Origin of the sequence: Leuconostoc carnosum, from assembly GCF_014207505.1 — a bacterium.
Classification (GTDB): Bacteria; Bacillota; Bacilli; order Lactobacillales; family Lactobacillaceae; genus Leuconostoc; species Leuconostoc carnosum.
This window is the reverse complement of record NZ_JACHGL010000005.1, coordinates 69201-83092: the sequence shown is the minus strand read 5'-3', so window position 1 is coordinate 83092 and position 13892 is coordinate 69201. Positions and strand designations below refer to the sequence as shown.

Annotated in this window: 14 protein-coding genes; 1 reads left to right on the top strand and 13 read right to left on the bottom strand. The window is 33.9% G+C overall.

The annotated features are described in order from the left end of the window. Nucleotides 1–457: 457 nt before the first annotated feature. The 6 genes from HNQ98_RS06490 to HNQ98_RS06465 form a co-directional block, all read right to left on the bottom strand. Nucleotides 458–874, bottom strand: a complete 417-nt coding sequence (locus tag HNQ98_RS06490) for a hypothetical protein (protein ID WP_019040575.1) — start codon at nt 872–874, stop codon at nt 458–460. 172 nt (nt 875–1046) lie between these two features. After that, nucleotides 1047–2213 (bottom strand): protein kinase domain-containing protein, encoded by a 1167-nt coding sequence (locus HNQ98_RS06485; RefSeq protein ID WP_184285020.1) that lies wholly within the window; start codon nt 2211–2213, stop codon nt 1047–1049. A 165-nt stretch (nt 2214–2378) separates the two neighbouring features. Next, nucleotides 2379–3542, bottom strand: a complete 1164-nt coding sequence (locus HNQ98_RS06480; RefSeq protein ID WP_184285019.1) for an IS30 family transposase — start codon at nt 3540–3542, stop codon at nt 2379–2381. A gap of 107 nt (nt 3543–3649) precedes the next feature. Continuing rightward, nucleotides 3650–4057: a hypothetical protein gene (locus HNQ98_RS06475; protein WP_184285018.1), complete on the bottom strand. Its 408-nt coding sequence runs from the start codon at nt 4055–4057 to the stop codon at nt 3650–3652. A 13-nt stretch (nt 4058–4070) separates the two neighbouring features. Beyond that, entirely contained in the window at nt 4071–5684 is a 1614-nt protein-coding gene (locus HNQ98_RS06470) for a replication initiation factor domain-containing protein (protein ID WP_184285017.1), read from the bottom strand. 384 nt (nt 5685–6068) lie between these two features. Beyond that, on the bottom strand, nt 6069–6362 hold the full coding sequence (locus HNQ98_RS06465; protein ID WP_184285016.1) for a hypothetical protein: 294 nt from the start codon (nt 6360–6362) through the stop codon (nt 6069–6071). A 223-nt stretch (nt 6363–6585) separates the two neighbouring features. On the opposite strand from HNQ98_RS06465, the gene HNQ98_RS06460 reads away from it, so the two are divergent. Next, a complete protein-coding gene (locus HNQ98_RS06460; protein WP_223318849.1) occupies nt 6586–7545 on the top strand; it encodes a S41 family peptidase in 960 nt (319 codons plus the stop codon). Between the two features lie 244 nt (nt 7546–7789). On the opposite strand, the gene HNQ98_RS06455 is transcribed toward HNQ98_RS06460, so the two are convergent. Genes HNQ98_RS06455 through HNQ98_RS06425 form a run of 7 tightly spaced genes read right to left on the bottom strand, consistent with a single transcriptional unit; the run spans nt 7790 to nt 13883 of the window. Continuing rightward, nucleotides 7790–9160: an ATP-binding protein gene (locus tag HNQ98_RS06455; protein WP_184285015.1), complete on the bottom strand. Its 1371-nt coding sequence runs from the start codon at nt 9158–9160 to the stop codon at nt 7790–7792. Next, nucleotides 9153–9476 carry a hypothetical protein gene (locus tag HNQ98_RS06450; RefSeq protein WP_019040321.1) on the bottom strand — a complete coding sequence of 108 codons (324 nt, stop codon included), beginning with the start codon at nt 9474–9476 and terminating at the stop codon, nt 9153–9155. Before HNQ98_RS06450 ends, HNQ98_RS06455 begins: the two co-directional genes overlap by 8 nt. Before the next feature lie 9 nt (nt 9477–9485). Further along, nucleotides 9486–11990: an ATP-binding protein gene (locus HNQ98_RS06445; protein ID WP_184285014.1), complete on the bottom strand. Its 2505-nt coding sequence runs from the start codon at nt 11988–11990 to the stop codon at nt 9486–9488. A 3-nt stretch (nt 11991–11993) separates the two neighbouring features. Then, nucleotides 11994–12431, bottom strand: coding sequence for a thioredoxin domain-containing protein (locus HNQ98_RS06440; RefSeq protein WP_184285013.1), 438 nt, complete (start codon nt 12429–12431; stop codon nt 11994–11996). Beyond that, nucleotides 12428–12778 (bottom strand): ASCH domain-containing protein, encoded by a 351-nt coding sequence (locus HNQ98_RS06435; RefSeq protein ID WP_184285012.1) that lies wholly within the window; start codon nt 12776–12778, stop codon nt 12428–12430. Before HNQ98_RS06435 ends, HNQ98_RS06440 begins: the two co-directional genes overlap by 4 nt. A gap of 21 nt (nt 12779–12799) precedes the next feature. Continuing rightward, the gene (locus HNQ98_RS06430) at nt 12800–13369 is read right to left on the bottom strand and encodes a hypothetical protein (protein WP_184285011.1); all 570 of its coding nucleotides are present in this window, start codon (nt 13367–13369) and stop codon (nt 12800–12802) included. Beyond that, nucleotides 13359–13883: a hypothetical protein gene (locus HNQ98_RS06425; RefSeq protein ID WP_184285010.1), complete on the bottom strand. Its 525-nt coding sequence runs from the start codon at nt 13881–13883 to the stop codon at nt 13359–13361. Before HNQ98_RS06425 ends, HNQ98_RS06430 begins: the two co-directional genes overlap by 11 nt. Nucleotides 13884–13892: the final 9 nt, after the last annotated feature.

Below are 13892 nucleotides of genomic sequence, written 5' to 3'. Positions count from 1 at the left end.
ATTTTATGAAAAGAATGGATTTGTTTCTGCAGATCAAGGGAAAAAACTGTTGCATTCTACAAATTTTTGTAGTGAAAGATTTACAAATCGAATGATGGCAGTTTTATAAACACAGTTTAGCTATGAATTTATTGTGGGTTGACAGAATCTGCCTTATTGAATTTACTTTTGATAATATATATTATGTTAACTAAATAATGTTGGGTAGATTGCAAGTCATTTACCAGATGTTTAATCAATTAGTAAAGTTCCGGAAATCTTTTTGTAATTTCACTGGTTGTTTTTTTATTTGTAAGACACTTCTTATTCTATTATACCAATGTCGTACATCAATGTTAAATCACTGTCCACGGTTTCTTATCATTATTTTTAGGCTGTTTAACATCTTAATTCCACATCTAAGTTGCTAAAAAAATACAGATACTTCAAATTTTTACATTTGGTAATCTGTATTTTTTTAGATTCCGTGATATTTTTGATCTGCTTTAATTCGTACATGTTCTAAATCTTTAAAGCTCGTACTGTTTACATACGCGTTTTCGTTAATTAAATACTGGGTCAACTTTTTATGATCATAATTGATACACTGATCAGTTAGTTTAATAAACACAGTATTTTCTTGCTCAAAACGTGATGACTGATCTACGATATACGTTGTATATCCAGCTTGTTGAACATTCTGTTCGAATTGTTCTAATAAAGATTTACTTGTGCTGGATATAAGTTGCTGTGGTACATATAATCGATAAACTTGTTCTTTTAGATCCGCTTCCACTGATTCCAAATCTGCTTTTAGTGTTTGAATAATAGATTTAATAATGAGTCTGATTTGAGTCTTGATATAACGGTATTCCGTATCTTTATTCTTGGGCATGGAATTTTATAGTGCTTTCTAAAGGAATTTGATTATTCATGAATCTGTTTTGCTAATGCTGGTAGTTGGTATTTGCAATCATTATTCATCATAATAGAGACGACCAATTTGTTTTGAAAAATCTTTCTTAAATTAATTGTTTTATTATGATTGATTTATTTTATAATAATTATCACTCTTTGATTGCTTTTACAGCAATATTCAGTTCACTAACTGATTGATATCTCTTGGACTTATCAGCAGATAGCCCTTTTTGAACGAATTGCTTTAAAGATGGATTTTTAATGTTGGAAACGTTTGTTTTCCCAGTAATAATAAAAAATATTAATTTCGTCAAAGCATATGTTTCATGAAGTATATCATAATTTTGGAATCCCTCAGTAATCAGGCCAGAGTCATTAAAGGAACCTTTTAATTCAGTATTGAGGTTTGTCAATTGGCTATTTGGAACTTTTACTAAGCCAAAATCTGCAATTTTTACAACTACCACATTTTCATAAATCTTCAGCAAAATATTACTAGGACTGATATCGCGATGTAGTAATTCTTTTGAATGAAGATATTTGAATGCTTTCAGAACTTGATTTACCAAATTTCTTTTTTCAGAATAACTAAGTTTTTGGTTATTTTTTTCAATATAATTTGAAAGCGAACAGTCTAAATATTCCATTGTGTACTCGTTATTATTCAAATAACTATAAACCTCGACAACATATGGGGAATTCAATTTTTTCATTTCATCATATTCGCGATGAAATCTTTTAATTTCTTCAGCATTCAAGTCTTTCTTTGCTCGTTTTAAAGCGAAATTTTTGTGATAAAATTCATCTTTGTATTTATACACCTTAGCATAAGATCCCTCACCTATGGATTTTAGAACAGAATACCGTTTGTCATTTTGACTAATTGATGTATTAATTAAGTTGCTATGAACAAAAATTGGTATGGTGTAGTAAATTTCAACTTTACCCATATGAGCTGGTATTTCACTCCCACTACTCTTAGACAAAAATGATAATGATTTTTCAATTATAGAACTATAATAAGAATCAATATCAAAAGCATATTCACTGCCGTCAAGTACTCTATGCAGTCCCTGAATAGTTTCGATTGCAAGAAGTAATTCTCGACTGTTCTCAGCCCAAAAATGGTTAACATGCTCATTTGTTGGCAGGCGTTCATTCATACGGCTGTAATTTTTGACCATTAAATGATGCACCGTTGAAAAAATACTTTTTAGTTGGGATTGATTCACCCATGAATATAATTTTAAAAACTCAATATCTTCGTACGGTTTAATTTCTCGATACTTTCCCTCAATGTAATTTACAATATCCATGAATTTACTTATTCCTCATTACCATTTTTAAAAGAATTCACTAATAGGAACTCACGCTGTGTTGTCTAACAATAATTTACATAGTATTTATTGAAGCATAATTTTATAATACAACAAAGTAGTTCATGAAGTCACTTAAATAACAATAAATCTTATCACAAGATATTATTTATCTTGATTTCTCCTAATTTTTCTTTTCTCATACGCACGGCGATACCTCTGCATCGTTTTATATTCTTTATCAAATAGCTCAATTGGACTCTTACCTTGTAAGGCGATTCGCATTGGCATGGCATTCATCTTATCAGCAACTTCATCTAACTGTCTTTGCCTTACAGGTTTAAAACTAGTTCCTTTGGGGAACCAATCACGTAATTTACCGTTGCGGTTTTCATTTGAACCTCGTTGATGTGGTGATGATGGTGTGCAGTAATAGAGCTTGATTTTAAGCTCTTTTTGAACGTATTCCAAAAAATCCCAAGAAATAAATTCAGACCCATTATCAGCGGTAATTGTTCTTACTGATTTACCATAGCGTTCATAAAATAATTTAAACGCTTCAATCATATCTTTTGATTGTTTACTTTTAACTTTAATCAAAGCATAAAAGCGTGTCTTTCGTTCAACGACGGTCATAATAGCTGAATGGTCTTGGTATTGCCCATTGTTTTGTTTCATTGGTAACACTAAATCAATTTCCCAATGACCAAATTGTTTTCGCTTAGCTACGACTGGTGAACGATCATAGATGGAATGGCGTACTAACTCACCGCTCTTTTGTAAGTTTTCTCGTAAGCGAGCAATCTCTCTTTGTCTTGCTCTTTGATTCTTGGCTAATTCTCGTTGCTTAGGTGAACCATCTTGACGATGATATTTGTGGGTACGAATATTAATTAGCCCCCTTTTTGACCAGTCTCTAATAGTTGAGGACGATACTTCTACATCTTGCACGTTGCCGGCAATCTGTTCAGGTGTCCAATGTTCCACATTAATCCAGTGTTCAATTAGTTCTTTTAGTTCTGGTGTTAGTAAAAGTCCTTGTCCCATACGAAAACGCTTTTTAGTAGCAATATATTGACCACGTTGCGCTGAGTACTTAATGCGTGCATGAATGTTCATTTTTAATAAAGTGTGACGGTCTAGATTAGAGAAGTCTAGCACATTGCCACGGTCTAATTCACGACTAATCACTGATGGGTCATAACCTAATTGACGCCCAATATCAGTTTGTGAGAGTTGTTCATTATTCCACAAATGTTCGATTAAATAGCGTTGATTTTCGTTTAATCGTGGTTGTCGTTTCCTTTTCTTTGGTTCTTCTGCTGACATTTATTTTTTCATTCTCCTTTGCTCAATAATGTACAATTTTAGACTAACAAACATTTATAACATCAAGATGATAAACGTTTTAAAAATTAATAGCCTAATATTACTTATCAGTTGGCTTCATAAAGCTGTTTTTTCGCTTGTTTTAACTGGGTTTCAATCAGATTTATACCATTTTCACTATTAACATCATGGCCATTCAATAAGTTGGTTAAGTCACGGTACTCAAAGGTTAAAGCAATACTGGTTTCAACTAAAGTTTGTACTTGTTTATCTAACTTTTTACCGAAAAACAGGACATCACCAAAGGTTTGTGATTGGACTGATTGAATGTAACGATGTAACTTCATTGACATCTGGAGTGTGTTTTGGAAGTTTGGTGCCCCAGGTTTAAACTCAAAATTCTGACGATCAGATGCTAAAACGGTCAATAATGATTGATACATGTGTCTGAAACCTTGTAGTTGATCGACGTAGTTTTCTAATTGGTCTGGTTGTAACCATATTTTTTGTGTCATTATTTTCTCCTTTTTAAATTTCTTGATAACGTTTTTGAGGTTTTTCAAAGTTAATAGTTAATTTTTGGTTAGCCTGTGTAATCGCATTAATCATCGTAGCCTTAACCAACTTTTGTTGTTCAGAAGATAATTCAGCACTATTTATGGCTTCAATCACTTCTGCCCAATGACCAGTTTTCTTTAAGACTGCTAGACTAGGAACAACTGAATCTAAAACCCATTTTTCAATCCGTTCAATACTTTGTTCTTTGGGTTGACGAATAAATTTCATTTTATGACCTAAAGCAGTTAGTAATGACCAAGCGGGCATTGGTTCAACGGAATCTTCAATCGTGTCACGCACTTTATCAGCTTTTAGTAGCTTTTCCTTAATCGGCTTATCAGTAAACCAAAGATACGTATACAGAATGTCAAAGGTAATTTCGGTTAATGTTTTATTGTTATGTTGATCAAACCACTCATCAATGACATATTCTGCTTTATCTTGATGTAATTCTAATTCCACACGGTTTTGTACGTCTGTGTCAAAGCCTTTGCTGGCTTGTTCTTTGCGCTTATCGTAAGCACGAATAACAAACGGTGATTTCCCGAAGTTTACTGTCCAACCATCATCAACGTTGCCATGAACTGCGTAGGATTTTGATTTACTCCAAAACCGTTTTTCTTGCACGGCTTTTACAAGGTCATTCATATCTAGAAGTCCCCATTTATCGTTAATGGCAATATCTAACCGAGTTAAATGTCCTCGATACTGTCTCGCTTTTTGAAAAAATTCATGCCAATTAATATTTTGTTCTAACAAAGCTTTTTCAAATAGGCGTGTGCCTTTACCAGTTAAATATAAAGTTGTCCCATACTTTTGTTCAATGGCCTGTGTTTCAGGGTTTTTAATCGGTGCAAAGTCTTGAATATAAATGTTCTTTTCGCCAGCAAATGCCATTTCACGCGTGTAGAAGTTTTGTGATGTTGGGCGTTCCAAAAATAAATCAGGTTGAATATTGAGGATATCATTAATCACTTGCTTTGAAGTTAACTCTGGGAACGTCAACGAAATCCAATCGAATTGTACTTCAATACTTTGAGCTAAATCTGGATAAACTGATAGTAAATTGTTTACAAAACGTTCACTAATACCTTGTTCTTTATTTTCAATACGTCGTATTGTTTTTTCATTGATACCCATAGTAATTGCCAATTCTTCTTGTGTTACATCAAGTAATTGTCGTATTAATATCAAATTATTATTTGTTAATTCTGGTACATTTAATTCTTGTGTCATTGTCTTTTTTCCTTTCAACAGTTGATAGCGACCAACATTTTTTAAATCAACTAATTGTTCTAATTCAGTTGAAACCGTATTTTTACTTTGCGCATCAGACTGCCTCACTTTTGCTTTGAAGCCGGATAACTCACTACCGGTCATTTCATCAATCGCAATCTCACTACCAATGTTAGGTAATTGTCCTAACGCAATAGTCGAGACGGTCACGTTATAAGTTTCAATAATTTCATCATGCCGTTTCATACCAATCATGATAATGATTTCTAACGATAACCGTATGCTATGTTGAGTTGTCCCTAAAAAAATAGGTGTGTAGGCTTTTGGTTCATGATTAATCGTTATCATGTCGGCTTTCCTTTCTCAAAATGTCCGATTTGACGTTTTCAACCGGACATTTGCTTTTTTTAATCTAAATCGCTTCATATCAGCGTTTATTCCCCATATTGGGTTGACGCTTTCAGCGTTTTTACCGGTTTAACCCCCCTGTTAGTAACTGGGGGTTAAAGTCTTTTTTGTGGTTGCTTGAGCAGAGTGCGTGCCAGTCGCTGACACTCATGGTCATTCGTGTTTAACCGCGACCACGCACCCTGCCCTCTTACGCTACGCTAAGGGCAGGGCGTGGCACTGGCTCTCCCGGTCGGTCGAACCACTCTACTCAAGCAAGCACTATGTACAAAAAACAAGTTGACTATCTAGGAATTAGACCATCAACTTGTTTACGTTACCTATTTACTTGATTCGTGAGAGTTGATCCAGCAATGAATTTAGCTCTTTATCACGATTAATCGCATGCGTTCTAATTGACTTATAATTACCCAATAAGAACCCAATATTTTTCCGAATTTCCGTAATATATGGTGGCAACATCGGACTAATTTCTTCCAAATTACCATCAGCAAGAATTCGTTTTAATTCATCGCTTAGCTGTGAGAGATGTTCCAAATCTCCTAATTTCTCAATTGTTTTTAAATCAGCAATTGATTGTTCTGATAGTGATTGTACTTTTTTAACGTCAAAAGTCATATTTTTTTCCTACTCTTTCTAATAATCAAAAATAAATATATGTTAATAACCAGTATTTGTGTCAGGACTTCTAGCATGATATATCATAATAATTTCTCCATTCTAATTTTTTCTCGTAACTAAAAGAATAATCGTAGAGTATTTTATGCAAATTATTTTAGTGTTAAAATGAAACTTAAGTGCTTTTAAAGCATTTATATTTCAAAAAGAGAGAATTTTATACATGAAAAAATGGTTCACGATAATCGCAAGTATTTTTGCTTGTTTCATTCTGGCAGTTATAATGGTAATTTACATTTATGGTCCTAATATTAATTTTTATCTGCTACCTCCTTCACCAGAAAGATATGGAAAAATTGCAATAAAGAAAATGAATACTTATGGCTATTTCACTAATAGTAAGGCATGGCAAAAAACTGAGAAAAAAGCTTTAGTAGATATGCACTCTGTACATAATTACGATGAAGCTGATGCAATTCTCCAAAAAATTATAAAAGTTGCAGGAGGAAAACATTCTCAAATTGTAACCACAAAACAAATAACCACAGAAACAGAACATTATGAAGAACCAACAATCATTAATGATAACGGTCTAGTTACAATTCATGAACCACAATTTCAAGGAAATACACAACAAGCCAATGAATATGCTAACAAAATCAACGATTTTTTATTTAAATGTAAGCACGAAATTAAAAGTATTATTATTGATTTAAGTAATAACAATGGTGGTGATATGGCACCTATGATACTTGGTATTTCATCAATAATACCAGATGGTAATATTCTTTCTTTTGTTTCCCACGATGGTACCAGTGAGAGAATATCCTTAAAAAAAGGTACGATTAATGCTGGAGGAGCATCAATTGATTTGAATCATAATATAAAACTAACAAATGTACCGGTTGCAGTAATCATCAATAAACAAACCGGTAGTTCAGGAGAAATGACTGCCCTAGCCCTTAAGAAGGTTTCAAAAGTTAAGTATTTTGGTCAAAACAGTGCCAGTTTTACTAGTGTTAATCGTCCTTTTTCGTTATATACAGGAACAACCATGTACTTAACAACTGCTGGAGTAAAGGATAGTAAAAATAAATTATATGTTAATGATCCAATTGTTCCAGACATACAGACAAATGATCCTTATGGCCAAGCTAAACAATGGATAAATAGTTTTAATTAACATAGTATAGGTATACCAATCAAAGTTAACATAAGGCAGGCTATACAAAGTAACGCAGAGACGGGCTTTCAAGAGCCTTTTTTTTGTTTGTGAAATAGCAAAATTCACAAGCCACTCAAAACACTATCTTTTAATTTCACAAAGTCGTTAAATTGTTAATTTTCACAAACTAATACTTTTTAGACCAATTTTATTAACTCACGACTTCAATTAATTTTTGCGTTGCTTTTTCTTTCTTTTAAGTTCATACCTGTCCTCGTTTTCTAATCTGCTCACTTAACCATTCATGTAAGTTGAAATCTTTGGGGACTTCTGGTGCAAAGAATGCACGTACTTGACTATCACCTACTTTGATAAAGCCCCATCCTTTTAGATTTGAAGATAACGGACGAAGTTGTTTGTCATTGTCTGGAAAGACCATTTTTTCAATTTCTGGTGTTGGCACACCCATGTTAATCCGTAAATTCAATTGTCCACGAATCGCCATTGGTAAACTATCTGCACTAGGTCTTTGCATACCAATAATAAGATAGAATCCTAATTCACGACCGAGCATAGCAATTTCATTGAGATTAGACATAGCTATTTGATAGGCTTCATAGGCGGGATCACTAAATGTTAGCCGGTCATTCATTTCTCGGTAAGCACCAAATTCATCAAACACTAAGAAGCATGGATCAAAATGATAATCCTTATAAGTTCCAATCTTACCGGTTGCTTTAATCTTCTCCATCTTTTCAGCTCGTGCCATCATATTTTGATAATATTTAATGATTGCTTGATTGATTTCTGTGGGTGTACTGTGCACTCTACCTTTTAAGGCATCAATATATTTCAAACTGGCTAGGTCAGAACGCTTGGGGTCAATAATATCAACGTACTTTGTTAATTGCAGTAGTTGTCCTAAAATAGCAAATATCGTATAGGACTTACCTGTACCCACATTTCCAGAAATTAACGCATTATAAAAAGTGTCATATTTCCAATCAATCCCTTTAGCAAGTTGTAACCGACCTTTTTGTGGCTGTAATGCCAATAACTGCCGTCTAAACTTAATCGGTTCAAACGCAAACGTACTGATCATCTTGTTTTTCAAAAATTCAGTTGTTTGTCGGTCAGCTAATAAAGCTGTTTCAACACTTTGGTCAAAATCACCATTCGCAAATTGGGCCATATACTTTTCACCATCAATTGGCTCTTCAATCAATAATTGACCAGTCGTGTGTTTCATTTTAATTTTTAGTTTAGGATAATAGGTTAAATAAGTATTGTTCTCAGCGGTTTCTGTATCAAAAAAGCCTTTAGAAACAACTAGTAAACTAATCATTTGTCGAAGTTCAATCCGCTTTAAGTAACGAGAGAAAAAATCAGTATGTTTTGGGGCATAATGTTTATAAAACCAAAAAACAGCCCAACCAGATAAAGCCGTTAACAAAATACTTAAAATAATAGGCGACAAATACCACCAACTATATTTTCCTTGCATCATTGCTTGAAAAATATTCCAGTACCAAAAGCCAAAGCAAAATGTTGCTAAAATCAAAACAAAAAGCAAAGTTCTTTTAAATAAAATCTTTGATAGATATTGATCATTATATTTGAGTTTTCTAAACATAAATTGTTTTGCCTCGTAATTTGTCTTTAGCATAACGAAAGTCATCATTGATGGTTAAATACCAACCAAAAATATCTAAACTATCAGTTCGTCCTTCTTGTAGTAATTCCTGCGCATTTTCATAAAAACACTGTAAGCTAATATCTAAATCACGTAAACAAGTTATTCGATTTAATGTTTTATTTTCCATCAGTAAAGCATGAAAGTCATCTGAACATTTTTGAATATTTCGGACAATATCTTTATTTAAGTTCATGCCCTCCTCATATTTGGGGTAATACTGTAATAAATCTTGTATTGTAAATTGTTGTGTCATTTTTTACTCCTAACTGTATTGTGCTTCTAATTCTGCGCCAGCATTCTTATCAACGGTCTTAAAGGCTTTCGTCCATTCTTCAAATAACGAATGAATTACTACCTTGCCAACACGTCCATAAATATCTCTGAATAAGCATTGTCCCTTTTTCAGATCTTTGAGCATTTCCAGATTGGTTTTGTTAACTGGTAAGCCAAAGTGTTGAAGAATATGTTCTCGTTCTCGTTCATCAGCACTATCAAAAGCAAATATCTGGCCATACTGCCCATTACTCTTTTCATCATTGACATCACCGACTCGTTGGGTGGAATAAATCAACATATTATTTTCCGAACGTCCCAAACGTTTAATGCCATCTAATACTTTTCGTCCAGCTGGTGAAGCATTAAATATCCACGCCTCATCAATGATTTCAGCACTAAATCTAGTTGTATCTTCACGCCCAAATTTTTCTAAGTATTTTCCTAGTGCCAACATAATCGAAACTGAATACTTTTGTGTTTCTGTATAACTACTCGACTTCTGGTTGGCATGGGGTAAATCTAACCCAGTGACTTCTAAAATTGTCCGTTGCTTATTGAATTCAATACTATCGGTATGTCCATCACTAAACGCCAGTTTTAACATACTGTCAGGAATGACACTCTCATAGTAATTAGCCAACTGTTTGGCTTTTTCAGAACCATGCTTCAAAATATCAACAATGGCCATGGTGCCTACTTTCTCTCCAGCTAAACGTTGATTACAAACTTGCTTGATGGCATTGGTTAAAACAGTGTCCAACTCCATATCTTGTGAGATAGCACGTACCTGTACGAGCATCTCTTTAACCAAAGTCAAAACGCTCGGAATTTCATCAATGGTACTTTGACTGTTGAGCGTTAACATCGGATCTAAAACGCCAACGTTAGCACTATCATTGGCATTTAAAGTCACATAGTGAAAAGCATTCATCAACTCGGTAAAGAACGGATTATCATTCTCTTGTAGTGAGGCCTTAAACCAACGTCTAACTTCTTGTTTGGGATCTACATAAAGTAACTTCACATCAAACATCGCTAGATAAAGTAACAGAATTTTAACCAAAAACGATTTCCCCTGACCAGTATCTCCAGTAATGGCAATATGTGGACTATCAGTTTTAGCCCCAACAATCCCTTTATTGGCAATAACTGGATTAATTAATAATAATGTTCTTGACGAAGCAACCGCACTATCGATACTAAAATAACGGTTAGTGTCCAATACTCGACCAATATAAAAACCAGTCCTTGAACCTAATTCATGACTGGTGCCAAACATGAGTTGCGCTAAAGCAGGCGCTGTAGTGAATTGTCGCCACCGTTTAAACACGCCTAAGTTCGTTGCTGGTAAATTTTGATATAACAACATTTCTTGATTAAAACTGGGTTGGAAAACCTCGATATCACGATTAAACGTGGATAACCTAGTTTTGACCATACGAATTTTTTGTTTTAAATGTTTTAAATCATCATCACGAATAACTAACACCAGTAGCCACTGCATAAAGGCATCTTTACAATCCATCACGTCAGCTAGTTCTTGTGCTAAAGCATAATTGGTTTTAGACCGTTGCGAACTGTCATCATCACTCATTAAGGCATCACGTAGTTCATCTTTATATTTTCCTTTCGAACTTCGAGTTTCTTGTTTCATGCCTTTAAAGCCGTCACGTTGGGGAAAGTTGACTTTGATATGAACTTCAACAGGAAACTTAAAGGATTGTATTTCCGGAATCAGAGCTAGATTATCCAAACGGTCTGGTAGATTAAGTACCAATTGACTAATATAATCGGTTGTTTCTTTGGTTTCTCGTTTTACGATGCCCATTTTGGCTAAATCAAAAGTCGTATCCCGCATATTAGCAAAGTCTTTGGTGTTTTGATGATGATAACTTGTGCCTAATAAGTTAATCAGTTTAGCTTCACTGATTTTATTGGCATCTAACGGTCTTAAAATACCGAGCACATCATCGTTCATGGCCGTAAAGCGGTCAAAAAAATAGGCATCAAATTTCACTTGATAACGCATTGTTTCTGCTAAACGTCTTAAAATTAAATCCGTGGCAAATTGAAACTTGTCTTTTAAATCATCGCCCACATTAGTATTTTTGAGTTTGACCCCAATATAAAATTCATCACGAATAGCCGGTTGGAATTCACTTTCTAAAATATTTATTTCTTCTTGCCCCATATAGTATTGCGCAACGTCTGATATATCTTTAGCCCAATCAGGACTAGTGCCTTGAATCCGTCCAGCTAAGTCCATGTCAGCGGGAATGAGTTTCAAATCAACATCATCATATTTTTGTAAGCGTTCAAAGACATCAATAAAACTTTCTTTAAAGCTTTGTTTGTCTTGAGCATTGGCAACATTGATTTGAAAAGGTTTGAGTTGATAATAAGCCCAAACGTCACCGACCGTAGTTAATAGCAAGTTATCTTGATACTGCACGACTGGATTTTCATATTTGATGTTTACTTTTTTACCCATAGATTAATGACCTCCTGTCTGAATAAATTGATTGATTTGTTGGCTACTGGTAGAAACTAACCTTTGATTGGTATTGGTTGTTTTCATGAATGTTGGTGTCGATTGAATGGCAAAGTCAGCAAAGTAGTGCTTGTTATTAGCATTTTGAATATTAATCGTTTGGATCTGTTTCGATTCATTGTTAAAGTGCAAAACATTATGCCAAAATATTTTGGGATAGACCTTTTGGCAATGTGGACAATTGGCATTGTAGAAGAGTATTGCTTCTGCTTTTGTGTTAACATTAGCCACTTTATTGTTTTGGAAATACATCGATCCGTACGGAACCAACAAAAAACCAGCCACTAGAAATGCAATGACCGGTAATACTTTGATTATGATTATTTTTGTTAGTGACCATGATGGTTTGTTTTTATCAAGTTTTTTTATTCTTTTTTTCATTTTTCCTCTTTATCAATTATATTGACCTTTAGTGCTAATACGCCATATTTCTTTTCCTGTTCTGGCGAATAAATAGTATAAGTATCTGAAACCATTTTGTCTAAGCTATCATTTTTTGGGCTACCGACTACAATAGCATCAAAATTACTATACAATTCTCTAAACGTCTTAAACTTATTTATTTTTTCAACCGTAACTGTCAACTTCTCGTTAGTTGCAGTATCTCTAAAAGTTATAGCCTCACCTACCTTAAGATCTGAACGTTTCTCATCGTTCAACCGAATTTCAATTTTTTTCGTACCTTTTTTCATTAATAAAAATTGATCGTGATTTAGACCCATTAGCATGATAAATCCTCCTAATATTATTTAATATTGTACTATATTTATTTTGATTGAAATTAACTTCTGTGTTTGAATATCAAACAAGCCATGCAATAGAACAGTTTGGTTGATTGCCTTTTGACCTGTCCCACTAGTTTGAATAATAACAGTTGCTAGGGCTTCAATTGTTTGATTGTCTAAATCACTAGTATAACTAGTGGCTGTTTGATAATGACTAGTTAGACCCAAATTATCAATACGTGAGCCACCAGTGGCATCAAGCCCATTATCAAATAAATTGTTTTCCTGGTCTTTAGATAATGCTAAAATGCTGGACACTTTACTAAAACGTTTGTCATAATCTGATTGATTACTAAAAGTATAATAGGTTTTTGCAAATGCTAGTAAATCATTTTTTGCTTGCTCGTCGTTAGCATTATACGTGGTTTGTATATGATTCATTTGAGTAGTCACATGCTTTTGTTGCTTATTCACTTGCGACACTTGGTTTCTAACCTGTTTGATTTGCGCACGTTTACCGTTAGTTATAGACATCATGATACCAAGACAAATTAAAAGTAAACCTATAATGCTAAGTAAGATTTTATTTTTCATTATCGAATGCTCCTTTTAAAGTTAGTCGTGACATATCTGTGATTTGTTTTTCATCAGTATCATAAGTGATAGTGTAAGCCACACTTTGTGCATCACTTTTTGCGACAAACAAATATTCCAAATCAGAACCCCAAGCATTTCTAATAGCGACCATTGGTACTTCATAATGTGCCTTATCGCTAAAAGTCACACTAGACGCAAAGGTCTGGGTTAGTTCATTAATTACTTTTTGTGATGCCATGCCTTTCAAAGTATCGGAATAACTTGAAGTCGGTTGATTACTAAAGGTTTTCACAAACGAAGTAACCTTTTTTGTACTGCCGGATACATTATCTTGTTGTGCTTGTGGGCTAGAAACAATGGTTTGCGATTGCTTTTGATTAGTTTTTGCTTGTTTTAACGTTGCTTTAGCTTGATCTAATTGTTTATCGAGATTCGGTATCTGATTCAATTGTGTGATCAAAATACCAACTAACACCAGACTAGCAAAGATGATTAAACGACTATTTTTCATGCTTACCCC

What these genes read in the sequence shown, in the direction of transcription:
- HNQ98_RS06445 (WP_184285014.1), bottom strand. Translation starts at nt 11,990, where the DNA reads ATGGGTAAAAAAGTAAACATCAAATATGAAAATCCAGTCGTGCAGTAT.
- HNQ98_RS06425 (WP_184285010.1), bottom strand. Translation starts at nt 13,883, where the DNA reads ATGAAAAATAGTCGTTTAATCATCTTTGCTAGTCTGGTGTTAGTTGGT.
- HNQ98_RS06475 (WP_184285018.1), bottom strand. Translation starts at nt 4,057, where the DNA reads ATGACACAAAAAATATGGTTACAACCAGACCAATTAGAAAACTACGTC.
- HNQ98_RS06485 (WP_184285020.1), bottom strand. Translation starts at nt 2,213, where the DNA reads ATGGATATTGTAAATTACATTGAGGGAAAGTATCGAGAAATTAAACCG.
- HNQ98_RS06470 (WP_184285017.1), bottom strand. Translation starts at nt 5,684, where the DNA reads ATGATAACGATTAATCATGAACCAAAAGCCTACACACCTATTTTTTTA.
- HNQ98_RS06490 (WP_019040575.1), bottom strand. Translation starts at nt 874, where the DNA reads ATGCCCAAGAATAAAGATACGGAATACCGTTATATCAAGACTCAAATC.
- HNQ98_RS06435 (WP_184285012.1), bottom strand. Translation starts at nt 12,778, where the DNA reads ATGCTAATGGGTCTAAATCACGATCAATTTTTATTAATGAAAAAAGGT.
- HNQ98_RS06465 (WP_184285016.1), bottom strand. Translation starts at nt 6,362, where the DNA reads ATGACTTTTGACGTTAAAAAAGTACAATCACTATCAGAACAATCAATT.
- HNQ98_RS06480 (WP_184285019.1), bottom strand. Translation starts at nt 3,542, where the DNA reads ATGTCAGCAGAAGAACCAAAGAAAAGGAAACGACAACCACGATTAAAC.
- HNQ98_RS06460 (WP_223318849.1), top strand. Translation starts at nt 6,586, where the DNA reads ATGAAAAAATGGTTCACGATAATCGCAAGTATTTTTGCTTGTTTCATT.
- HNQ98_RS06450 (WP_019040321.1), bottom strand. Translation starts at nt 9,476, where the DNA reads ATGACACAACAATTTACAATACAAGATTTATTACAGTATTACCCCAAA.
- HNQ98_RS06440 (WP_184285013.1), bottom strand. Translation starts at nt 12,431, where the DNA reads ATGAAAAAAAGAATAAAAAAACTTGATAAAAACAAACCATCATGGTCA.
- HNQ98_RS06455 (WP_184285015.1), bottom strand. Translation starts at nt 9,160, where the DNA reads ATGTTTAGAAAACTCAAATATAATGATCAATATCTATCAAAGATTTTA.
- HNQ98_RS06430 (WP_184285011.1), bottom strand. Translation starts at nt 13,369, where the DNA reads ATGAAAAATAAAATCTTACTTAGCATTATAGGTTTACTTTTAATTTGT.